This window comes from Pseudomonas defluvii, assembly GCF_001695625.1.
In the GTDB taxonomy this organism is placed as follows: domain Bacteria; phylum Pseudomonadota; class Gammaproteobacteria; order Pseudomonadales; family Pseudomonadaceae; genus Aquipseudomonas; species Aquipseudomonas defluvii.
Genome location: NZ_MBPN01000001.1, coordinates 1 through 22,981, shown reverse-complemented (window position 1 = coordinate 22,981; position 22,981 = coordinate 1). Strand labels below are relative to the sequence as shown.

Here is a 22,981-nt window from a genome sequence, read left to right as displayed (position 1 = left end):
TCAACGAGCCCCTCGAGGCAGTCAGTTTCCCTAATAGTGGAAACTGACTGCCCCTATTTCAGGGTTTCGTGAAAATTATTGTTGGTAGGTCAGCGCCTTGCGCGCGTGATAGACGGCTTTTTCAAAGGAGCGTTGGCTTCCACGGATGCGCAGCACATCCAGTACCCGCGGGTTCCGCCTGACTTGGATGCTTTTGGGCCCCGCCAGCATCCCCAACACCAGGTCATAGCTATCGAGTAGAGCTCGATCATCCAGTTCGAGCACAGTGGTGAGGGTTTGCTTGTGCCGGTCGAGCGCCGCTTCGATCGCAGCCTTTTTCCAGGACTCCAACAGCTTCACTGGTGATTCTCCATTGCTCTGAATTGCTTGCCGTACTTTATCCGGTACACCCGGGCCTGGTGCATGAAAACCACCCACAGTCCGCCGAAAAACCAGACCAGCGCAAAAGGCGTGGCGAAAGAGAGTAAGGCTGAACTGATCACATTGTGGGCCTCTGTTGGGTATTCGTCGTCGACGACAACGCGGTACAGCTCGTGATTCTTGTACAGCGTAACCAGCACTTTCTGGTTGGCATCAACTCCTCGGAAAACCTCTACGTCACCTCGGTCAACCACACTCAGCCAGCCGGTCAGACTCGTTGTTGCATTGCCCACCGACTGCAGCACTTGGGTGATGGACTCAGTCGAAACGTGTTTGGCGATCGAGGTGACCGGAACCGCATCACCCACCCACTCGAAACAGGTGATGGGGAGATGATCGCACTGAAAGCGGAAACGGCCTTCGTAGGTAGCGGTGAGTTCCTTCTGGTAAGTCAACCGTTCGTTCAGCAAGTGCTGCTGGATGTAGTAGGGGAAGATGAAATGAATCCACCCCTGAAATGTGACGAAAACGCAGATGAAAAAGGTGATGTGGATACGAAAGAAGGACTTGAATCCCCCTAATACAAACCTGACCAACAATGATCCGAACACGAGAGCCATCATGAACACGTCTCCGCGCTGGCGCTCGCTGGAAGAAATCTCATGCCCAAATAGAAGGCAGATCTGTTGCCACAGCTTGTTCCAAAGGTTGAACTCCTCTTGGCAGATCGCAAGCACGAAAATGATCAGCAGCCAAGTCAAGTCGACAGTCCTACGGAAATGACAGTAGATCCCACACCACAACGCCGTGAAGAAGATGAAAACCCCAAAGTCTTCCAGCACCTGATTCAGCGTCAGATCACGCCAGCTCCCATCACTGGGAATCGAGTTCAGCGCCGAAACAAGAGCAAACACGACCAGGAATAGTGGGGCATGGAGCTGCCAAGGGATGATGTGAGAGCGGGTAGACCAGGTCCTGGGCCAAGTGAGGAAATAGGAAATCGCGGGCATAGCTTTTGGCTCGAAACGTTGGAAGCCATTGATACTATGGAGTTCCTGTACAGCTACCAGCCAAATTGCCCTCGGGATTTTCGGTCGCTGATGCACCCAAGAAGTACGAAATGAGGACGTTTGAATGACGGCAGCCAATCGTCGTTATACGCGGTACGCGATTCCAGAGAACTCGCTGCAAAAGCAACAGATCAAGACCAAGGGGGTGCTCGGTTTCCTTGCGGGGTGGGGAGATTGCCGGGTGCGCGACATCTCCTACGCCGGCGCGCTGGTTCTGACGGACAAGAAAATCGGGATCGGTGATCAGGTGCTGTTGCGCCTGACCGAAAAGGATGGCGGGGTGATGGATTTCGAAGGCACCGTTGCCAACTGCTCTAAGGACCCGATCACCCACCAGTTCCGAGTTGGGGTAGCCCTAAGTGAGCCCGAGGCGGACCGTCGCGAAAAAGGGTTCCTGCTGCAGCTGCAGGATCGGTACCGACCAGTGGCCTAGAAGAATAAAATGCCCGACTCATGGAGTCGGGCATTTATAAGTCGGGGAAACGCGCGCACCACAGACGATGTTGAGGGGGGGGGTGTCTTAGGATAGGGACCTAATGCGTTTCCCCAAAAAGCAAAATTCAGTACCTCTGCCATGGCAGAAGGGACAAGGCGTGGCGTTAAGCGACACAATTGCCCCTGCGCCCACATTTTCACCGAAGCGGAAGCCTGTGAGAAGGCCAATAGCCTTCATTTCAGAATCAATTTAGCAGAAATTGAGGTTCTGTCTCAGACTGAGCATTCGAGATCAACAGATGACATCGGACGCAACCGACTAAACACACCATTTCGTAGGCGATTCACTATGCCCGGGCATGACCTACGACCGTCGTGGCCTGAAAAAGTTCCATGAGCCGAGTTTCGCATGCGAAACTGAAAACGCCCTCAGGGAGGACGTTAGGGGCTAAGCTCGGGCTGGACTGCCGAAGATTCGCTTGAGAAGCGGGGCCCGCTTCTCCTCTTCGGGAATCAGCGGGATAGCCCCATAGCGCGCCCCGGATGCAGCCGAGTAGTAGAGGAACTGCATTCTGTCCCCTTTGAGCCCTACGTAAGGCGCCGCCTGGACGATAGCCCGGTTCATCTCAGCATTCGCAGTCTGAGCCATTTGCAGATCGAACCCGAAGATCAGTCGGGTTTCGAAATGGTCCCACTGCGATGCCTTGAGGACCGGGGCCATGAGCACAACGTTGATGCCCTGGCTGCTTGCTAAACGCAGGCCTGCCTGGAAGCTCGCTGAATCCTCATCGATATTCAAGCCGTCCAGGATAATAGAGCGGCCGGCCGGTGAATTCTTCGTCAACGCTGCGACATGAGGCGCAATGATCGCTTCAAGCGAATACCGTTCTGCAGGAACGATCGAGACAGTGAGACAGGCATCCTTTGCACGAGAGCCGAGTATCAGCGAACTCAGGTCTTCAGATGCAGCGTGTCGCATCACCAGGTGGTTGCGGCTGTAGTGATTGATGTAGCTGTCACCGTCCACCCGATCTCGAACGATGATCACCTGCAGCCCATTCAGCTTGTTCAGGATCGCCTCTTGATCGATGTAGCGGCTGGCCAATTTGGCATCGGGTTGGGCTACCAAGGTATGCCCATGATATCCCCGACCCATGATCACCTGAGAGTTCGCCATGTAGCCGTAACGGTTCTTGAACTTCAGAAGAGTTTCGGGCTTGTCATCGTTTGGATCGATCGGATCGTTCTTCACATACGTCACCAGGGCGTCGAAGTTGCCAAAGTTGTACATGGTTGCCACCAAGTTCTTCGGCGGGATCTGCTGGTGAACGGGCTCAGGGCCAGGCAGGGTGAGGTTCAAGACCATGCGCATGAACTCGACCATTTGTTGAGGTCGTTCAAGCTGAAGAATCTCCGCGGGAGTGCGAATCGCCTGGAGCCCAGGGATTTCTGGACCGAAGGTGTCAGAGGTGCTGCTGTAACTCTCGCGTCCATAGGCCCGGGCAACTATGGCTTCAGCCTGGGACAACGACAGGCCGAAGGCCAGTTGGTCGACAAGGCGTTTGCACTGAATTTGGTACATGAATCAGGAGTCCAAAAGCGTAGAGAGTGGTTGGTTGCGCTCGACAAAGCTGAGATAGGCTTCGTGCAGCTTCATATCGGAATGGTCAGTAATCGCGCCTGCTAGCAGGCGGTATGCCCTGCGGAGATCAGGAACGATGTCAGCTGTACCGTTCTCCAGGAGCTTTACCAGCTCGAGGATCGCCGTCACGTATCCCGCAGTGGCAGCACGTTCGATGAGATTGAGACCGAGCATGGGGTCCGCATCGGGTCGTTTACGAAGAAGGTTCTGCATGCCGAATGAGTAGAGGGCGACCTTCGAGGGGGGATTGGTCACACACGCCAATCTGAGCCAGTGATCGCTCTTGACCTGATCGACTTCCACGCCAATCCCCTGATTCAAGCACCGGGCAACCTGGAACATCGCATCGCTGCTTCCCTCCTCGGCAAGCTCCAGCAAGTCGCGGTACGCATTCCCTCGGCAGCGATCATCATTGGATGAGAGATCTCTGGTGAGGCTGGCAAGCCGCAGGAGGGTTTCTCGGCTCTTGGTGTCTACTGCACGGCTCAAATTCGTGTTCCCTATCATTCTTGCGCTGCTCGCTTGTTGCGCCCACGGCTACGTGATTCAAACGCCCCAAAAGCCCTGTGCTTCACGTCGTACTGGTGAACGTTCATTCCCGGTACGCGAGGCTCTGGTTCCAAAAGCGCTCGGATCGAGCGCTTCTTTTTTTCTTCCATTGGGCAGTAGTTCTTTAAAGGCTTTATGAGCGGCCGGGCACAGGAAACGTCATAAACGAACGGCACCGGTGCAGAGCAGATGTACGGCTCAATGTCTCCATCGGTCACCCTTGCCCGTATATGGGGAGTACCTAGTCGATGAACCGCTACCTGTTCATCAAGAGGCAATTCCTCAAGCTGTTCAAGCGAAAGCAGCACGCTGCTTTCCACCGAGCCTTGAACTACCTCGTCGCGAGATGGCCGGTGGCCAAAGGTGGCATGAAGCTCGTCTTCACAGACCTTGATCAGGTCTCGCACCAACCATCGCTTCGTTATCGAGCCCGTATCCCAGTAGAAGCGAATCAGCTGGGGGTCATGCAGAATCGGGGTTACCCGCATAGCCTGCAGGCTGGATATGCCGTAGTGATCTTTCGCTTTCCAGATCCGCTTCCGCTCAGCAGGCTTGGCCTTCTCGATCAGGTCGAACAGATGCATTCGAAGCCTATTGGTTTCGCGGATTCGATCCAAAGCCAATGCGGGCAGACCTATGGCACCAGGAGAGCGAAGAGTTTCCTTGGCACTTTGCCCCTCACCCAGCCAAATGGTTGTCAGGGTTTCAATGGCAAGGGAAATTCCCGTCTCGCCATCTGGCGTGGCGATTTCGATCGCAGCATTCTTGTCAACCGTAGGAGACTTCCTGAGAGGCACCTGGAAAAGGGCGTCGATCCGGATATGTGCTTTCGATTTCTCCAGCAAGAAGGCCAGTTCCTTGAGTGACTTGTCCAGGGTTGGTATCAGCTCCCTGCATTCTTCTTCGATGGTCCGGGGGAAGCTCATTCGCATACACCGTTTAGTTTGATATCGACACTTTAACGGCCGAGAAAGGGAAATGAAGGCATCGTGGCTATCTCCGTAGTGTCAAAGCTTGCGGGAACCAGGTGGGAAATGGAGGACCAAGCGTTATTTTGAGGGGAATGAAGAAATCCATCATCCAGCAGGCACTAGAGCTAGGAATACGTCCATGCGAAAGCTGATCCTCCACCTGAAAGGGGAGTATTTCGATGAAATCAAGGCTGGCCGCAAGCCCAAGGAATACAGACTGGTCACCCCATACTGGGAAAAGCGGCTGGTAGGGCGCTCCTACGACTGTATCGAGCTGGCGCGGGGATATCCTAAACGGGGTGATACCGAAAACCGGCTGACACTGCCTTGGAAAGGGTTCCAAAGGGAAACAATCATCCACCGCCACTTTGGCCCGCATCGTGTGGAAGTGTTTGCGATCAACGTAGCTGTCGAACCGAAAGACAGGAACCCTGGGGCTGCTGGCCCGCTTCATAACGAGGGATAGTTGATCAATCGGCACGCCACGGAGACAGGGAATGGCAAAGAGGAATACGTTCAAGACCTTGAAAGACGGGGTGTACTTGGCGCGGTGTCGCGAGTCGAGCCTTTTGGCTGCAGCTTCGAACGGGCATTCCATCATCTGGCCAGAGGGCAAGAAGGTCTGGTCTTGCAACATGACTTACGCGGCGAACAACTTCGACGTTCGAGCCCTGGCCGAGTAAGGATTAGACATCGCTGTCCCCCCAGGGGGATCTCCGCACGGTCCTTTCAGTTGGAACCTTCACCGAAGTCGTTACCATGCTCTCCATTCGATGAATGGAGCTCTCCTCGGTGGTTCTTCAAAAAGCGTTGCAGTCCAGTAAGAACCTGGGCGACCTCACCCAAGCATGGATACGAGAGATAACCGCCCGCACAAAGGCTGAAAACGTGGTTTCCACGGTGAAGCTTACTGTCGGAGATACCGCCTCTCTCGTAGCTCCTGCCGCTCTGGTGGCGGAAGTTATTCTGAAGACCGGGCTTGCGGATGAGAAAACGCCTTTGCGTGTTCTTCTCATTGGACGTGATCCCATGATTCGACTGGACCATTCGGTCTGGGCGAGCCTTGCCGGCGAGATGCTCGGGCGCCCCGGAGAGGTCGAAATTTTCCTAACCCAGGCCGAGCAAGCCATTACCAGTATGTATCCCGTGGCTCAGGCCCTGCGGCTCCCGCACTGCGGCGTAATGCTCAATGAGGAAATCCTGGCTGCGGATCGACCGGAGATTGATCTGGCGATCTGGGTACACCCCGCAGCAGAAGTCGATTCTCCCGATGAGCAGAACTATCTCCAAATCGCAGTGCATCTTCAGAAGAAAGCAGTGCCCGTCGCTGCCTGCGTGTTCAATGAGACTGACCTTCATGGACAGAACATTATCTTGAGCAGCTCAGGCCTCCGTCTCGTCCCGCTCGGGGAGGGTCTGAAAAGGGGGAGCAAAGCGATCAACCGCTTTGGCATTTCAAGCCGAAACGTAGGGCTGGAAGGAGGATGGGGAGCAGTTCTCTGTCACCTGACTGATTCCGAGGTGCGGCGCGCTGACAACGAGGTTGCCCTGGTCAAGGCAGCTCTGTCGCTACTTCGTCTTGAGGGCGGCATTGCCAGTTCATGGGCACTCGGCCAGCGAATCAACGGCGTGGCCTTTAACCGGATCATCCCTATAGGGCTCCTCGGCAATATGGCGGTTGAGCCAACAACTGGTCATCTGCTGGCGCATGATGACGAATCCAATCGTCTGGCTATTCTCGGCCACCTCTGGAACGAAAAGCGAAAAGCCATGCCTTCTGGAGGAGAAGAACTTCTCATCTGGGCGGCAGGGGTGAAGCTCTCATTCGGCCAGGCGCTCCCGAAAGAAACTGAAAAGCGTAAATCTGCCATATCTGCTCTTGAGCACGCCTTCGACCAGGGTGCTTTGGATGCAGGGATTGCGTTGGCACGAGGATACGAAGCAACGGGGCATGAGGAGAGCCGAGAAAAAGCTCTTCAGCTGTATCGACGTATCGATACCGCGCATCCCTTGAGTGCATATGCTCTCGCGCACGGTGCGGTGTCCTCCGGGGAACAAGCTACGGCATTGCGTTGCTTTGGCGCGGCCGCCGAAGCCGGTTATCCGCTGGCAATGTCGGACCTTGCCGTGTTCGTCCAGCAGATGAACATCCAAGAGATCGACCCCTGGGCCTTGCTTGCTCAAGCTGCACAGCTTGGCGATCCGGACGCAAATGTGTATCTGGCCGAACGGGAACTGAAGGCAGAAAGGCTACAGCCCTCTCTCGAATACCTCCGTCAGGCATGGCAGATCGGTCACAAGGAAGCACTCAATTTCGCGTTCAACCTGGCGACCTTCATGCAAGGGCAGAAGCTGGGAAACCGCCACAAGCTAAAACAGGAACTCCGGGACATCGAGAACCAGGCCAAGAAGGTGGGTGTCACCCTCACCTATGGCGGAGTTTGATAGCTTCCGCAGGGCGCCCTCAGCCATGCTACTGGTAATGGCGGTGGGCCTAGCCCCTGCAACCGTACTGGCTGACCCCACCGGCGAACCCGTGGTCAACTTCAAAGTCGAGCACTACTGGGTGACGGGGAGGAGTGTCCAGGAAATCCAGGCGTCCATCAGTGAGAACGCCCCGACCAGGAATGGTGACACTTTCTTCGCTGGGGCTACGGTTTGGAACTTGGATTCTAGCTATGACTACGTCCCGCTCGCCAGCGGTGGGTGCGCGATCTCCAACCCCCGTGTCACCGTCAATATCACGATTTCCCTACCCGCATTACGGGACGATGTTCCGCGTTCGCCGGGCGTAACTCGAGAGTGGAACAGGTTCTACATCGCGCTTCGCGCTCACGAGTTACTTCATGCCGCAAATGGAAAGCGTACTGCCCAGACACTCCTTTCACGGTTGAGCGGAGTACGCACGGAACTGCCGTGCGAAAGGTTAAGCGTTGTCGTGAGCCAGGCCGGACAGGCGCTCATCAAGAAACTCGGGGAGTATGACTCCCATCTCGATCAGCAAACAAACCATGGCGCGACTCAGGGGGCACTCCTTGACCTCCGTGTACGTTGACGTCCCTACAGAAGGAGTAAACGGTTGAAAGGATTTTTCAGAGGCGCGCTTGTGGCCGCCGCGGTTCTGGCCAGTTCGCTGTCCTCGGCAGCTGATCTGACCCTCATGTCCTGGAACACCATGAGGTTGGGACAAGGTGGAGAAAAGAGCTTCCCGGCTCTCGCCGAGGTAGCAGGAAAGGCAGACCTGGTCGCCGTCCAAGAGGTCATGAACGAGGAGGGGCTTTCGAGATTGGAGGTCGAACTCGAGAAACGAACTGGGGAGCAGTGGTCGTCACTGGCCAGCCATGCGGTTGGCTCTCGCTCTTACAAAGAGCTGTACGGTTTCCTGATGCGAGACAGTGCGGTGGCCTATGAAGACGGCGCGGTGGTCTACATGGATCGCAAAGATCGATTCATTCGGGAGCCATTTTCTGCCCGATTCAAGTCGAAAAGAGACGGGGCCATTTTTGCCGTAGCCAGCATCCATGTGCTCTACGGGAAAGGCCCACAAGACCGTGAGCCGGAGATTCGTGAACTCGAGAGCTACTGGACCTGGCTGGAAAGCATCTATCCAGACACACCACTGATGCTGGTAGGTGATTTCAATACGCCTCCCAACGATGAAGCATTCTCCGGACTATCGCAGCACGCAGCCCCCCTAATCACAAAGGGGGCAACGACGCTTTCCGCGCGCGATGGACTCTACTCCAGCTTGTACGACAATATTTGGATTTCCAGGAAGCTCCACCTGAAGCTGACAGCTGCAGGGATTATGGACTACCCCCGAATGATCGGTTGGAGCAATGAGAAAAGCCGAAAGCACGTGAGCGATCACGCACCTGTGTTCGTCACACTCGGCAACGCGAAGCTTCCCCAGGGAGTTGTGATGGTGCGACCGGAAGCTGCTAGGAACCGAGTAGCGGGGGATGCAACGAAGCAGATATTCGCAGCCCAATCTCAGAAGGGATCTGCAACTATCGCCTCCAACGTCAGCGCTGGTGCCGGCGCTGTCCGAGGGAATGCAAATTCCCACATCTTCCACCTGCCTGGCTGCCCAAGCTACGACAAAGTGTCGCCTAAAAACCGAGTCGAGTTCAGCCGTCCCCAGGAAGCAGAAGCCGCAGGTTACCGGTTGGCTGGGAACTGCCGCTGATGCTGATGCCCTGAAGTTCGCGAATGGGCATGGTGCCACAAGCGAATCCAAGGGATGGTAGCCAGGGACATCAAAATGACTTGGGCAGCGGAAGCTGCCCTTTTTTCCGGACCGAACAGGAGCCAAAACATGCCCATGCTTGCCCCTTGGAGTGACCACGAGCAACCTGATGGAAGCATTCAGGTTCGCTTCAACGATCAGCACCGGTTTACCCTTAACTGGGTTCAGGAGCGGGGCCAGTGGGAATTGCGCCGGACTGGCCAAGATGAAGTGATCGAGACGGACCAATATCGCAATGATCTCTTCTCCGCCATCCAATCGGGCCGTATCACCTGAGCGGCGCATCGAAGGTAATCCTGCCCTGATCCACAGGTGTGGGCTTATGCCTTCAGCACAGTGATATTGCGGCCTGAGCAGATGATCAGGCCCTGTTCCTCGAGCAGCTTCAGCACTCGCCCCGCCGTTTCACGAGAGCAGCTCGCCAACCGACCGAGATCCTGTCGGGTGATTGGAATGACAGTCCCCTCGCTGGCCTTTACTGCAAAGCTCGCATGCACCAGGTCTTGGATCACGCTCACGATGCGGCCGGTTATATCGAGGAAAGCAAGATCCCCCACTTTTCGAGTTGCCGCGCTCAGCCTCTCATTCAGCTGACTACAAACGTCCATCAGCATCTCAGGTGTAGTGAGGACCATCTGCTGGAAATCGGCACCGGACATGAAGGCGACTTGGCATTGTGAGCGGGCCTGTACGCTCACTAGATGGCCATCAACCACAACCGGGAAAGGCAGGTCACCAAAGTAGTCGCCTGGTTTGAGTAGTCCCAAAATCATCTCGCGGCCATCGTTCTCGATCACCAATTGCGCACTGCCTTTGACCAAAAGGTGAGAACCCGCTTCGGGGTGGCCGGGTTGGAGGATATAGGACTTAGCCTTGAAGCTTCGAGACTGCGACTTCGACACAAAGAGTCGAGCATGGCTGTTCAGGGACGAGGGGGTGGACAACATGTCCGTCTCCGTTGGCTCAATCAGACACACACGATAGAGCCCTTCAATGGGAAGCGTTAGCCAAGTCGGTCCTCTGTAATTCCGGCCTCACATTCAGGATTTCACCAGGTCGGTTTGAGTGGAGTCCATCAAGTTGGAACGGCACCATTTTCTCGACCCGCCTATTGGGCGATTAGCACTACAGCTTCGAGGATGATCCCTTGCCGTCCCAGTATTCACACAACACAGACGATCTCACACCGGTCGACGCATTGCCCGGATGGAAAAAGACACTGGGTGGGGTGCTGGCTCTTGGCATGGACCTGCTCAGCGCTCGACACGACTCCTCTTGGGATGAGGGCTATCGAGCAGGTGAAGCGTATGGCAGTGAACAGAAAGCCAAATCCCAAAGCGAATCCCACGCAGAGAGCACTACCACCGGACCGCTTGAGATTCGCGACCTAAGAGAGCGTTCCATTACTGCTCCTCGAATTGACCAGGTACTCATAGATGACGACAGGCTGGTCGTTTCCATAGGACTTTTGGAAACAATGCAGCGAGATGCTGCATCTCTCCTGCCCGCGGATCTGCAGCCGACACCCGGGCAGTGGAAAGCCATCGCTACCAGTTCACGAGCTCTGTTGGTGTCCGGCCAGGGCGGTACCGGGAAATCGTTCACCTTGGCGATGCGGGCGCTCTATCTGCACAAGTACCTGATGCAGCCACTTTCCTCGATCAGGGTTGTTGTGGATTGCAAAGATGTGAAAGAGGAATTCGCTAAACGACTCCATTGGCTATTTCGGCGATGGAGCATCGAATGCTCGGAAGCAGATATTCAGGGATGCATCACTACTCCAGCAGCTGCAGCCCTGGAACTTGTGAACTCCCTTGTAGGTTGGGAGAACGTACGGCCATTCGAAGTGAGGGTAAATTCCGATGTCTTCGAAATCAGGCCATTCGACACCAGGCTGTCATCGGTCCAGACCTCTCTCCTTCGGACCACGCATAGCAAGCTCTATCGCAGTAATCCCCGATACGCCGAACTGGTTGTGGGGTTGTTTCGCCAGTCCATGCTCTTGGAGCCGTTAGAAGTTGATCACCCCGACGTGGTTAAGCGTGCAGCGATAGGGTGGAAGTTGAGCCAGCACGATCAAGACCTTTGCGAGAAAGTCGAGTCGTTATGGAAGGGAGCTGGTGCTTGGCCCTTGGACGGGATAAAGCCCGGCCGTCACAAGGTGGTGGTACGCGGCTGCGAATTCAGTCTTCATGGCTTCGTCCCGCGGCTAGATGCTTTTGTTCTGCTTGGTTTCGATCGCACCGAGGACCGTTATCTGACCCGTGGGCCGGGAATCAAACTCGAGGTATACAAGGAGTGTGAGATCAAGAAAACCCTACTCCAGGCCTACCTCGACAAGCCCGTGATCCATCTAGACAGCTATCAGGACGCCAAGCAGATGGTTGCGACGCTAAAAGCCTTGCCTACTACTGCCCCCGACTTCGGATACAGACTCCGCGGCGAACCAGCGCATGTTCCACTGGTGGAAGCGTTCTACCAGGTAGCAACGCTGGTGGAGAACCTCGGGATGGGTGTCCCCCAGGCCGTAGGCAAACTCAACTTCCTTCAGAACGACCCGGATGCGCTGTTCTTCGAAGGTCTTGGGCACTTCTGGTTGGGTTTTGAAGGCGACCTGCTCGCGAACGACCCACCCCTAATGACAATCAATCGAATCCTGGACCTTTTTTCTGAGCGGCATGGGGCGAACTTGAAGCGGCTTCCTGCGGCCGCATTGAACCGATTCAGACATCTCCTGCTTGACGATGCACAGGATACGAGTGCGCCCACTGCAGACTTCCTACGGGGCATTCTTTCGGAGTTCAAACGTCGAGCGATCTCGCGCCGAGAAACCGATCATCTGCCCTCAACATTCACTCTCGCCGGCGATCCCGTCCAGGCTTCGTTCGCAACCCAGGGGAGCTCAAGCCAAGGGCTTCGCCATTTCGACACTGAATTCAGGGTTTCAAACCCTACGCGCGTAATCCTCCAGGATGGCTTCAGAGGGCACCAGCACCTCATCGATGCAGCGTTTAGCGTGGTGCGGAATCAGGTGGACGTCGGAAGGCAGTCAACTGCCCTAATCGCTCCAACCAAGCAGCCACCTGTGGAAATTCATAGCTTCGACTCTCATGTCTTCAGCCGGCTACTGCAGGAGGCCGTAGAAGAAGGAGGGGATGTGTTGGTCTTGGTGGACTCAATTGCGTCTTACCAGATGGCAGAAACTGCAGTGGCTAACTTGGTGGGCCAGATCGATGGACCGAGAGATAAGGGCAAGATCAAGATCCGACCTTTCCAACGTGCTCGCCCCGCGGTGGCAGAAACGGTCATCCTCGCGGGTAACTTTACCACTCGACCTCGATCTGACTTTCGCAATCAACTCTTCAGCCTGGCGGGGAGGTGGGCCGAAAGCGGAACGAACCACTACGACACGCTACTGGATCAAGAGATTCAACGCTTGGTGCACACAGGCATCACCAGGGCACGGACCCGTTGCTACTGGCTGGTCCCCACTGTCGACTCCAGCGCACCAGAATCCGCAATTGCGGTGTCGCCTGCGTTGAGCAACGTCATAGTCGACAAACGCTAGGCGAAAGCTATGTTTCAACTCAAAGGGGTAAGTTCCCCTTGAGCAGCTGGCGAGCTTCCGTCAGGTGGTCTCGGCAGTCCGCTGCGCGCAGTTTTCAGGCTTTTTGCATCAGCGGCTTGCACAACCAGACCACAGAGGATGAACGCCGATGAAATACTCCGACCTTATCGATCTCCACAAGCCTGGCACCTACAACATTGGGCTGGTCTCCGCGAAAAACTCGGACATGCTCAAATACTTCGGACATCCCGTCCTCGATGGGAAGTATGACCCCAAGGGGAAATGCATGAGCCCGAATGACCCAGAATTCCAGAAGAGGGTTGCTTCACGGAAGGTTGGGCCGTTTAGGGCAACAGGGCTTCTGCCGGCCTTGGATTCGTTGAAGTCCATCTTCGAGCGGGTGGAGCGGGAGGTGCCAGACCTATATCCCTTACTCAGGAACAACGGCATGCTTTGTTCTCGCTACACCAGGATCAAGGGAAAAATTGGTCCGGGGATCTCGAACCACTCGTGGGGAACAGCCCTGGACATGTTCATCGAAGGGGATACGGAGAAGCAGGGAGACAACAAGGTTCAGCGTGGGCTCCTGATCCTGGCCAACTACTTCAACGCGGCCGGCTGGTATTGGGGAGCTGCATTCCCTACAGAAGATGGGATGCATTTCGTTCCGGAACGTTGTGAAGGTTAGATTCTAGCTATATTTAGAAACGCCCCTTACGGGTCCTACCCTGAAGCGATGGTTGGGGGCCTCCTATGTCCCTACCTCTGCCAGAGCAGAAAGAGGGTTGAGGCCTATTCGGAGCAAGGAACAGCATATGGAGCTTGTGTGGGCTACTGAAGATTTTGTGATCGCTGGGCAAACTTATCCAGGATTCCCTATTCTCCTGTGGAACACGATGGAGAGTTGCGTCCCGGCCAACCAGTTCTTTCGTCACTACCTGCTTCGGGGGGCTATCGGGTCGATGCGATCCTGGCCCAGCACCGGACGCGCACTATACGATTTCTTCAGCTTCATCCAGGCCCATGAGTTGGACTGGCGTGACGTTGAACGTGGCGAAGCCAAGAGTCTTGTGGCGGCCTATCGGGACTACTGTTTAATGGCGTGTCATCTGGCACAAAACACCACGCGCCAGCGCCTGCAATACGTCTGCAAGTTCTACGATTTCGCCCTAAGGGAGGGATGGGTAAAGCGCCTCCCCTTCACCTACGAAGAGCGCAACATCAGACGAAAATCGGGCTTACTCACTCATATCGATGCCAGTGGCGACAAAGGCATGGCAAACGATGTGATGCCGCGTAAATACAAGACCCTACCCAAGTTTTTGAGCATGGCCGAAGTCAAGGCGCTTCTGGCTGCATCGGAAAACCCCCATCACCGGATGATGATGCGATTAGCACTGCATACAGGGCTACGCCGCGAGGAAATCGCCGCCTTTCCACTCACTTATGTCTTCGACCCGGACAAGACGGGACGCACTGAACGCAACCTCCTCATTCGCCTCGACCCGTTCGACGGTAGCGGTATGGTCACCAAGGGTAGCAAGCCGCGACTTATTCGCATCAGTCGCCATTTCATGGCCGACCTCTATCGCTATGTGACCAAGATGCGCGGTGAACGCGCCTTACTGGACAAGCAACAGCAAAGTGCGCTGTTCCTCAACCAGTTTGGGACCCCATATGGGAATGAAGGCAAAAGTCTGAACCGGATCATCAACGAGGCTGGTAAGCGGGCAGGAATTAAAGTCCATACACATATGCTCAGGCACACCTATGCCACCCATACCTTAGTTAGCCTTCAACGCAACCCTGCGAGTGGGGTAGAGCCCCTTGTGTTCGTTCAACGGCAACTCGGGCACAGTTCAATTCAGACCACCATGGTGTACCTACATCTGATCAACGAAATGGCCGATGAGGCTGTCTTGGCCTATGACGATGAGCTGAACAATTTAGGGGGAGGCGTCTAATGGGCAAACGTAAGATATTTGCCAAAACCGAACTTGGCGTCCCTCAGGTCGAATACAGCCACGATAAGGTAGGTAATGCAGTTATTTTACCCGAGGCTATCCCTCCGACAAATACCACGGTTGAGTTTTTACGAAATACCTATAACCTCCGGCGCTTCGACTTTGTCCGTTGGTACGGCGTGGGCATCGACCCTATTACATATGCCTGTCAGCGCCAGATTGAACGTTTCCTCGTCGGCCAGGATGGTGCTGTCACAGACACTACTGTCTCTCAATACTGCGCGGGTGGATTGCGCAATTTCCTCGACTATTGCGTACTTAGATCGACGGCATTTGGCCGCAATTTGACCCTGGCCGATGTAAGCCGGGAACTCATCGACGGCTTTCTCGCCCATCTGGCTTGCCTAGACGTGGCGACTATTACTCAGAAGACTATCTACTCGCAGACCAAACCCGTGCTGCTCGCCCTGGGAAGACGAGGGCTGATTTCCTTAACCACATACGGCGATGCAGCCACGTTCCCACGCAATCCATTCCCGAATATCAGCCGCAAAAGCAAGGGCGAAAAAGCGCTGTCCAAACAAGAACGGCAAGCACTCACCATAGCCCTCAGGCAGGCCATCAAGCCCATCTGGGATGAAAACCCGCCTGTAACCAGCGAGCTCCTGGTGCTTGCGCTGCTAATCGTAGCACTTCATACCGGACGAAATTCAATACCATTGCTGGAGATGGGCCGTGACTGTCTGCGCCCACACCCTAAGGACAACACAGTGTTCTTAGTACTATGGAAGCGGCGCGGCTATAACACTAGCAAAGTAGCTCTACGCACTGAGTCAAATGCAGAGCGCCTTCTCGAGTCCACACCGAGCGTTAAAAACAACGTGGAGCGTCTGATCCGCCGCGTTATGGAGCTGACTCAATCCCTTGATGCAGAAGCTCCTGATAACCTCAAAGGTCGCGTGTGGCTGTATCGCACTAGTGCCGGCAAAGTAACGGCTTTGACGACAGGAGTGTTAGCTTGGAGGACAAACCAATTCATCGCAATGAATGGGCTCACCGACAACAATGGAGGCCCACTGCGCGTTAACATCTCCCGTCTACGCAAGACCTTCGCCAACCGCATCTTCGAACTCACCGATGGTGATTTGACAATCACAGCTGCAGCCCTTGGAAATACTCTGCCGGTAACGGATCAAAATTACCTTAGGCCAGACGATAATACCCATCGAAATTGGCAGTTCATGGGCGAGGTCTTAGTAAATGAGTTACTGACCCGTACCATCGGAGCAACCTATAAGGTTACCCCTATCGGCCGCTGCGCTGACTCAACAAATGGCCAGTATGCCCCAAAACGCGAGGGGGCAACTTGCATGAGCTTCATGAACTGTCTGCGCTGTAGGCACTACGCGGTGACAGCCGAAGATCTTTACAAGCTATTCAGCTTCTACTTCCGAATTTTAGCCGAACGTTCATGCATGAATAAGCGGCGCTGGTCTCAGAATTATGCCCACATACCTCGCTTGATCGATCACTATATCGTTGCCGAGGGAGTACGTCGCGGCATCTTCAAAACCGAGACTGTGGAGGCTAACCGTGAGCTAGCCCGCGCCCACCCACACCCGTTCTGGTCTGTTGATCTGACTGATAATCTGGAGATCTTTGCATGATCAACAACACCCGGGCGGCACTATCCTACTCCCCTCTTGATACTCAACTGAGCGACGCGCGCGGTCTCTCAGAATCCGACCGGGACGCTCTGATTATCAGTGCCATTCAGGTCGATGATCAGTGGGTCATCATCAGCCGCTACGGCGATGAAATTTGGCATCTCGACGGCTTTACCAGTAATGTCCCAACCGGTAGGAGACAGTTGAATTTCAGCGCAGTAGCGCCCGCATTTCGGGCGGTAATGAAGGCAATGCTGTACCGCTACCTGAGGCGTGGACGTCGCGAAGCGAGTCGCCCTAAAGGTCATATGGTGCGACAACTCTTCTGGAATGCAAGGCCATTCCTGCGCCATTTGGAAGCGCTCAAGATAGATCAACTGAACGCGGTAACATCTCTGATATGCGCGACCTACGTGACCAACTGCAAAACCCATCGCCAGACCGGACGGTCCAATGGCAAACCACTGTCTCAGCGTGGACTGCAAAGCCGTTTCAATGCCGTCGAAGCGCTGTATGAACTCAGCCAATATACTGACGACCCAATTCCCCAACATCCATGGCCCGAAACTTCTGCACAGGCGATGGCGGGGATTGCTGGAATTGGCGCGCTCCCTCTGCTAGGGGGCAAGACACCATTGATCCCTGACAATGTGTTTTGCACTCTATTCGAAAGTGCCTACCACCAAGTTGAACGCGGCCCGGAACTACTTGACCTGCGCGATGAGCTGGATGCTCTCACGGTGCAGCGAAAGGGGCAGACCCATGAGACTGTCGTAGCGGCCAAGAACCGCCACTTAACCTCCGCTGGATGGCAGGGTGGCCTGAAAAGGTTCAACATGGCACTAACTAGCCTCCGTACCGCCAGCTATATTGTTCTGGCATGCACATCCGGTTGCCGCAACCACGAATTAACCAATGTTCAATTGGGTGCACACCACCGTACCCAGGACGACCGGGGAACATTCTATCACTGGATGCGATCACGGTCGGATAAGACCGATGCTGGCATCCATGACTGGATGATCCCCGAAGCCGCCGTACGCGCCTTACGTCTCATGGAGCGCTGGGCCACACCCTTTCAGGCATTGATCGCTACAGAGATCACACAGCGCCGCCGCTCCAATCCACATGATCCGGAAATCGTCGAGGCGTACAAACACCGGCACTCACTCTTTCTCAGCTTGAGCTCGTCGGAGGGCAACCAAGTGCGCACACTAACAAATAACGGTTTGGCCCTCTGTCTCAAGTCATTTGCCAAGGAATGTGGGCTAAGCTGGAATCTCGCTGGCCACCAGTTCCGCCGCAAGTTTGCCAATTACGCTGCCCATAGCCGCTTCGGTGATCTGCGCTACCTTAAGGAGCATTACGCCCACTGGTCGCTAGACATGACTTTGGGCTACGCCATGGACGATAACTGGGGGCAACACCTTGACCTTGAGCTGTACGACGATATTCAAGCGGAGTTGGAGGACATCAAGCTTGGCATAGTCGATAATTGGCTGGGCCATGATCTCTTGGCCGGCGGCTACGGCCGCTCGATCAAACAGTGGCAGCGAAAACCGCAGAATCTACTGATCTTCAAGGACCGCGCCTCAATGCTAAAGTCCATTGCTGAGAGCACCGCCATTCGCAGTAACGGCCACGCATGGTGCACCGCAGACAATGGCGACTGCATAGGCAACACACTCGAGCGCACCCGTTGTAGCAACTGCAGCAACGCAGTGATTGGACGCGGTCATGCGCCTATATACCAAAGACTTTATGATGATTTGAAGGATCTGCTGACCTGCCCAGACATCGGCGAGGCCGGCCGCCAACGCGTTGAGCGCGACTTGAATCGCTGCCGTGACGTACTGGTCCAATTAGGCATGGCGCCGGAGACGCTGATAGCATGAGACCAAAGGAAAAAATCGTCGAGAAATATAAGCCAGCAGAGGATCGTGAAAAGGATCTGAGGCTCGCCCTTTACCGCATTCAGAAAGGTCGTGCCCACACAGGGGAAACCAAAGTCACTATCGCCGCAGTAGCCCGCGAAGCGAAAGTATCGACAGCGTTGATCCACAACTACTACCCAAGCGTTGCCGAAGCTATCCGCGAGGCGCAGGGGCGCTCCAGCCGCGCCATACGTGATGTCAAACACCAAAATTTAATTGCTGAGCGCAAGAAGTCTGCAGCCTACCGTCAGGAGATCGAGGAATTGCAAGCTAGGATCGCCCGTCTCGTATCGATCAATGAAGTTCTGCTGAACGAAAATTTGGTACTAAAAGCCAAGCTGAAAGATCGAAGGGTAGTCGATCTAGACTCAAGGAATCCGTCACAATAGATATCCACGCGACAGCGCCATGAAAATTAAGCCGAGCCATAGCACGACTGCACTCCGGTATCGTCACCAATTTCTTCGATTGATCTCCGCGACACCAATACCACACTGTGATCACCTGACGTTACAGACACTAGACATTAGTGGGAGAAGCCTACTACCCCTGTGAAGGCCGGCTTTCGCTGTCTTTCACAGGGGGATTGCTTAGAGGTTTCTCCATGGATAGGTTTGGCTCTCTAGCACTCAGTAAACGGAAGTTAATCCAAGTTCCTTTGCAGTAACTCCTCAAGCTGCCCAGGAGTTAAGGGTTTCATCCTATACCCCCACGCTGGACTACCAGCGTAGCCATTGTCATTGAGTAGTTTCTGAATCTGACGCATGAAAAAAGGATTACTCCAAGGATGAGTATCGACTATGCCATTAACGCTTTCGGGATAACTGAACCCCAATAGCGGACGCTCTCCAATCCGACCTACTTCGACCCTATAGCCAGCGTCATAGTCTTTGGGATAGTGCCCCTTGGTGAAGTTATCAATTTTTTCCTGTAGGATGGAGCGTTCTCGGTAGGCCGAGAATTCCTTCGTCACAGTGAATACGGCGAAGACTGTGACCGCTATCATAGTGCTCGCTACGATTAGCGCACCGAAGCCGATCGCAATCTTCTTCCACTTCTCCAACGTAAACTTTGCGGCCAATGAAAGCAATAGCCCCGCGACAATAGAGGCAATTATGCTGAGCACGAAGTCGGAGTGAGTCATAATTCGCCCATTAAAGTCAGGTAGTTCATCGAGTATTGAGCAGGGGCCCAATCGTCCGGATTAGCAACTTTGATGTTACTATTCGCACCCCAAAATAGATAACGCATCTATCGCCGCACTCTTTTCATAAACAACCTAGACCCGCTGTCGTGGGCGTTGCGTGCTACGAGGCAACACACCAATATAACGAGATACATTGCCAGCGGTATATTCTGCAAGCGTATCCTCCAGAACAGCTTCAACTTTTCTCACCATTACTAGATCCTCAGTTACAAAACCAAACGGAATTGGTACAGGATGACGATCCGGCTGAACAAGGTGATACATAACAATTGCAAAAGAGTTGCTAAGAGTCATAATTTCGACACTAGACAAAATGTCGCTCTCAATAAATCCATGCAAGTAAGCCTCAGCCTCCTTACATTCATTATAGGCACGGTTCATAGCTGAGCCATCAAATTGATCAGCCAGTGGAATTAGCACTTTTGGCTCAAATACGAGCTTTTCCTTTCCGGCAATTGTGACTACAGCAGAGCAGGCAAACGCGCTCAATGCTTGACCATGACGAGAGCACTTACCCCATAGGCCATGAGTAGACGGTGCCAACCAACTGATCGTGGCCGGCTGCTTATTGTCGTCAGTTGCGAATCGCCTTCCATACTTGGAAAGAAGCGCCTCAACCCTATCCCAATTATGAGTAAGTTGTAGAGCCCCATATATGGGCTCAACTCTGCTCTGGCCCGGTCTCGTAGCGGCTTGGGCTTGTGCTGCCTTGCGTGGATCAAAGACTCCATCAGCTAGAAACGTAAGCGTGTGGATGTCGCTTATTTTTTCAGCAAATGACATTACAGACTCAGTATTGCACTGCCCTATAAGGTTCGCTAACTGTTGGCTACGCTGACTAATGTATGCATCTTCCTGTGGCAGTCCAGCGCGCTCCGAAAAACCGTACCTTAGAGTATCCAGCTCAAAACAATAAGATTCAGAGAATCGAATAAACCCATCTTTTTTCTTGTTTACTTCGCTGATCTTGTAAAGCTCGGGAGTTTGGGAGTCTTCCGGCTTGCCAGTAAGCTCGCCGGAGCGATAGATCTTTGACAAATTCCGCTGAAAAGCTTGTTCGGCCTCCGTGGTGGAGTCAGCACGTTTAGAGGGAGAAGCGCTTAAAACCACAGAGCATCTTGGAGACTCTAAGCGATGTTTGGCATGCTCCGTAAATGAATAGGCAAGCAGATCGAACGTGAATACCCTCCTATACTCCATACGACCTTTTACAACAGGGGTGTCTTCGTCTCCCGAAAACATTCGCATCCCCTTTTCAGTGAGTGCTACTCGGCCATCTTGAGATATTTTCAATTCGCCCTGCTGTAGAAATTGTAGTAGTGCAGTGCTGACCTCTTTCAGCGTGAATCCAAAATAAAGCGCTATGTCTGCAGGTGTTAATGCTGACACCTTTAGAAGTCTCAAAATATACTCAGGAACCAAAGGTAGACCACCCTTCTCGACGAGTGTGTATTCGATACGAAATTGCTGTACCGGTACACTGAAATCTATTTCGAAAAGGTTTTGCTCTTTAGAAATCATTTTGCAACTCCTTTGGCGGGCCTAATGGCATATCCCATCTCATGTTGACGTTGCCTAATGAACGTGGACACCCTACCAAGGGGAAGTTTCGCATTCTTTCCTGCCCACATTCTCATATCTCCAACTATGACAAGTCGATCCATAGCTCTGGATAGTGCAACGTTTACCCGGTTAGGTGAGGCTAGGAAGCCTGGAATTTGATCTGGCCAAGAGCGAGTCAGAGAAATGATCACAATGCGGTTCTCTTTTCCTTGATAACTGTCCACTGTGTCGATTTTGACCAAACGTCTGAATGCATCTGGCCAATTTTGCTCAGCAAACTTTCTCCTAACCAATTTTTTCTGCTCACCATACATGCAAATTATGCCGATGGATGGCTCTTGAGTTTGACTCATCTCATTTATCAGACCATCAGAAAATTCACTTTTCTGTTCAATCTCCTTGAGCAATTGAATTATTGAATCGGCTTCAGTTTGATTGGTTAGACTAGAGCTACCCTTAGGTGACTGGTGATGAGCCATATTTCCGAGAGCCCCAGTATCTAGCCAGGTACACACATTTTTTAAGCAATCAGGAACCTGATCAAAATGCGCTGGTATTGGCCTCTTTCCAGTTTCCAAAAAGCCGTCATAAAACACATCCGAGACCATGTCTCCAATTGCAGGCTGCATTCGATATTGGGTTTTCAATGTGGCACTAGCTAACTGGCCATATGGAGAGTCAAATACCCGCTCAAAATCACTGCGCATGATACTTTGGAACTCTCTGGAAGCAGTACTGAGCTCCAAAGCCCTAGCAATGGCTTTCCTATGATCTGTGTCATAAAACGGCGGCAGTTGCCTGTGGTCGCCTACCAGAAGCACTCGACGACCGACCTGCATAGCGATTGCCAACTCGGTTGGTGAGGAACGTGCTGCTTCGTCAATAATTACCCAATCAAACCTACTGTCAGCCAGGCTAAGATGTTTCACTCCAATGCCGACGCATGTACCGCATACCAACGTTCGGGATCGAAGTAAAAACTCATCATAGTTAGCCCTGTCACTACCCATTCGCTCAATCATGTCACTTGAGAGTTCAATCAGCGCCAAACAGCGTTTACGTTCATGAGCGCGGATACCAAATTCGCCGGCTATTTTTTCTTGGACCTGTTCTAGCCAAGTCGAGGGAGCGTCTTCTTCGTCAACCTCAATCTCGAAATCATGGCGCAACAAAGACAAGAGTTCTGAGCGCATTTCATCTATCGCTCCCAAGGAAACATCACCGCTGCCCTCTCGGTCGCTCATACTATTCAAGTCCGCTGTTAACCGCGCGATGCCCTTTACAAGCCCGCCAACTTTTCGTTGAACAGCAATCAGCTCCTCAAGAAACACTGCACTGACACCGAGTGATGGAGCCATAAGACTTAGTCTGTGTGCCATCTCTGCACGGAATGATTCACGTTGCTGGCTTACAATAGAGCGCGAGTAAACATCTCGAAGCTCGTCAGAAACAGCCTGTTCACTGTTGCTAAACCGTACAATATCGAGATCAGTTTTTAGCTTCCTACTGTGAGAGCGAATACGCTCCGCAGCCGTATTTACCGCTTCGTGAGATTGGCTGGTAAGCAGGATATTTCGGACACCTACTACACTGATCAAATAGTGACAGAAAGCCGCGATGAACTCCGTTTTTCCGGTGCCAGGTGGCCCCTGTAACAGTCCCAATGGACCATTATTAACAAGCCTGGCAAAAGCTTCCTTTTGTGCGTCATTTAGACCAATAACAGGCTCTTCGCATTTAAGGGTGTAGAAAAAATCTGACCGGCTGGAAAAGGAGTCGAGGATCTTAGAAAATGTAAGCTC

The 22,981-nt window shown here is 53.6% G+C and carries 22 protein-coding genes; 13 read left to right on the top strand and 9 right to left on the bottom strand.

The features are described from left to right. Nucleotides 1-75 precede the first annotated feature (75 nt). The gene (locus tag EKA13_RS00110; protein ID WP_065757579.1) at nt 76-339 is read right to left on the bottom strand and encodes a hypothetical protein; all 264 of its coding nucleotides are present in this window, start codon (nt 337-339) and stop codon (nt 76-78) included. Continuing rightward, nucleotides 336-1,370: a hypothetical protein gene (locus tag EKA13_RS00105; RefSeq protein ID WP_065757578.1), complete on the bottom strand. Its 1,035-nt coding sequence runs from the start codon at nt 1,368-1,370 to the stop codon at nt 336-338. The genes EKA13_RS00110 and EKA13_RS00105 overlap by 4 nt, the downstream gene beginning before the upstream one ends. 124 nt (nt 1,371-1,494) lie before the next feature. On the opposite strand from EKA13_RS00105, the gene EKA13_RS00100 reads away from it, so the two are divergent. Beyond that, entirely contained in the window at nt 1,495-1,863 is a 369-nt protein-coding gene (locus tag EKA13_RS00100) for a PilZ domain-containing protein (RefSeq protein ID WP_010794320.1), read from the top strand. A 450-nt stretch (nt 1,864-2,313) separates the two neighbouring features. On the opposite strand, the gene EKA13_RS00095 is transcribed toward EKA13_RS00100, so the two are convergent. From EKA13_RS00095 to EKA13_RS00085, 3 genes are all read right to left on the bottom strand, one after another. Beyond that, entirely contained in the window at nt 2,314-3,249 is a 936-nt protein-coding gene (locus tag EKA13_RS00095) for a hypothetical protein (protein WP_245704283.1), read from the bottom strand. Between the two features lie 201 nt (nt 3,250-3,450). After that, complete coding sequence (locus EKA13_RS00090) at nt 3,451-3,996, bottom strand: tetratricopeptide repeat protein (RefSeq protein WP_170831727.1); 546 nt, start codon at nt 3,994-3,996, stop codon at nt 3,451-3,453. A gap of 14 nt (nt 3,997-4,010) precedes the next feature. Next, nucleotides 4,011-4,982, bottom strand: a complete 972-nt coding sequence (locus tag EKA13_RS00085) for a DNA replication terminus site-binding protein (protein ID WP_065757577.1) — start codon at nt 4,980-4,982, stop codon at nt 4,011-4,013. Between the two features lie 184 nt (nt 4,983-5,166). On the opposite strand from EKA13_RS00085, the gene EKA13_RS00080 reads away from it, so the two are divergent. The 6 genes from EKA13_RS00080 to EKA13_RS00055 all read left to right on the top strand — a co-directional run bounded on the left by EKA13_RS00080 (nt 5,167) and on the right by EKA13_RS00055 (nt 9,552). Continuing rightward, nucleotides 5,167-5,493, top strand: a complete 327-nt coding sequence (locus EKA13_RS00080; RefSeq protein ID WP_021018416.1) for a hypothetical protein — start codon at nt 5,167-5,169, stop codon at nt 5,491-5,493. Between the two features lie 31 nt (nt 5,494-5,524). Then, on the top strand, nt 5,525-5,710 hold the full coding sequence (locus tag EKA13_RS00075; RefSeq protein ID WP_065757576.1) for a hypothetical protein: 186 nt from the start codon (nt 5,525-5,527) through the stop codon (nt 5,708-5,710). 109 nt (nt 5,711-5,819) lie between these two features. Beyond that, a complete protein-coding gene (locus EKA13_RS00070; protein ID WP_065757575.1) occupies nt 5,820-7,472 on the top strand; it encodes an SEL1-like repeat protein in 1,653 nt (550 codons plus the stop codon). Next, nucleotides 7,459-8,082, top strand: coding sequence for a DUF922 domain-containing protein (locus EKA13_RS28725; RefSeq protein ID WP_065757574.1), 624 nt, complete (start codon nt 7,459-7,461; stop codon nt 8,080-8,082). Before EKA13_RS00070 ends, EKA13_RS28725 begins: the two co-directional genes overlap by 14 nt. Nucleotides 8,083-8,106: 24 nt before the next feature. Further along, nucleotides 8,107-9,216: an endonuclease/exonuclease/phosphatase family protein gene (locus tag EKA13_RS00060; protein ID WP_065757573.1), complete on the top strand. Its 1,110-nt coding sequence runs from the start codon at nt 8,107-8,109 to the stop codon at nt 9,214-9,216. Between the two features lie 129 nt (nt 9,217-9,345). Beyond that, nucleotides 9,346-9,552, top strand: coding sequence for a hypothetical protein (locus EKA13_RS00055; RefSeq protein WP_010792520.1), 207 nt, complete (start codon nt 9,346-9,348; stop codon nt 9,550-9,552). 44 nt (nt 9,553-9,596) lie between these two features. Here EKA13_RS00055 and EKA13_RS00050 read toward each other — a convergent pair whose 3' ends face one another. Further along, the gene (locus EKA13_RS00050) at nt 9,597-10,223 is read right to left on the bottom strand and encodes a cyclic nucleotide-binding domain-containing protein (RefSeq protein ID WP_065757572.1); all 627 of its coding nucleotides are present in this window, start codon (nt 10,221-10,223) and stop codon (nt 9,597-9,599) included. Between the two features lie 200 nt (nt 10,224-10,423). Here EKA13_RS00050 and EKA13_RS00045 point away from each other — a divergent pair, with 200 nt between their 5' ends. From EKA13_RS00045 to EKA13_RS00020, 6 genes are all read left to right on the top strand, one after another. Further along, on the top strand, nt 10,424-12,844 hold the full coding sequence (locus EKA13_RS00045) for a hypothetical protein (protein WP_223218643.1): 2,421 nt from the start codon (nt 10,424-10,426) through the stop codon (nt 12,842-12,844). Nucleotides 12,845-12,992: 148 nt separating this feature from the next. Continuing rightward, nucleotides 12,993-13,532: a M15 family metallopeptidase gene (locus EKA13_RS00040; RefSeq protein WP_065757571.1), complete on the top strand. Its 540-nt coding sequence runs from the start codon at nt 12,993-12,995 to the stop codon at nt 13,530-13,532. 127 nt (nt 13,533-13,659) lie between these two features. After that, complete coding sequence (locus tag EKA13_RS00035) at nt 13,660-14,808, top strand: tyrosine-type recombinase/integrase (RefSeq protein WP_065757570.1); 1,149 nt, start codon at nt 13,660-13,662, stop codon at nt 14,806-14,808. Continuing rightward, nucleotides 14,808-16,475: a hypothetical protein gene (locus EKA13_RS00030; RefSeq protein ID WP_065757569.1), complete on the top strand. Its 1,668-nt coding sequence runs from the start codon at nt 14,808-14,810 to the stop codon at nt 16,473-16,475. Before EKA13_RS00035 ends, EKA13_RS00030 begins: the two co-directional genes overlap by 1 nt. Beyond that, complete coding sequence (locus EKA13_RS00025; protein ID WP_065757568.1) at nt 16,472-18,370, top strand: site-specific integrase; 1,899 nt, start codon at nt 16,472-16,474, stop codon at nt 18,368-18,370. The genes EKA13_RS00030 and EKA13_RS00025 overlap by 4 nt, the downstream gene beginning before the upstream one ends. Then, on the top strand, nt 18,367-18,798 hold the full coding sequence (locus EKA13_RS00020) for a TetR family transcriptional regulator (protein ID WP_065757567.1): 432 nt from the start codon (nt 18,367-18,369) through the stop codon (nt 18,796-18,798). Before EKA13_RS00025 ends, EKA13_RS00020 begins: the two co-directional genes overlap by 4 nt. A 254-nt stretch (nt 18,799-19,052) precedes the next feature. Here the strand turns inward: EKA13_RS00020 and EKA13_RS00015 are convergent, their stop codons facing one another. The 3 genes from EKA13_RS00015 to EKA13_RS00005 form a co-directional block, all read right to left on the bottom strand. Beyond that, nucleotides 19,053-19,553, bottom strand: a complete 501-nt coding sequence (locus tag EKA13_RS00015; RefSeq protein ID WP_065757566.1) for a hypothetical protein — start codon at nt 19,551-19,553, stop codon at nt 19,053-19,055. A 135-nt stretch (nt 19,554-19,688) separates the two neighbouring features. Then, nucleotides 19,689-21,137 (bottom strand): hypothetical protein, encoded by a 1,449-nt coding sequence (locus EKA13_RS00010; RefSeq protein WP_065757565.1) that lies wholly within the window; start codon nt 21,135-21,137, stop codon nt 19,689-19,691. Continuing rightward, on the bottom strand, nt 21,134-22,981 hold a 1,848-nt coding region (locus EKA13_RS00005), incomplete at its 5' end, for a DEAD/DEAH box helicase (protein ID WP_176717379.1). The genes EKA13_RS00010 and EKA13_RS00005, both read right to left, overlap by 4 nt.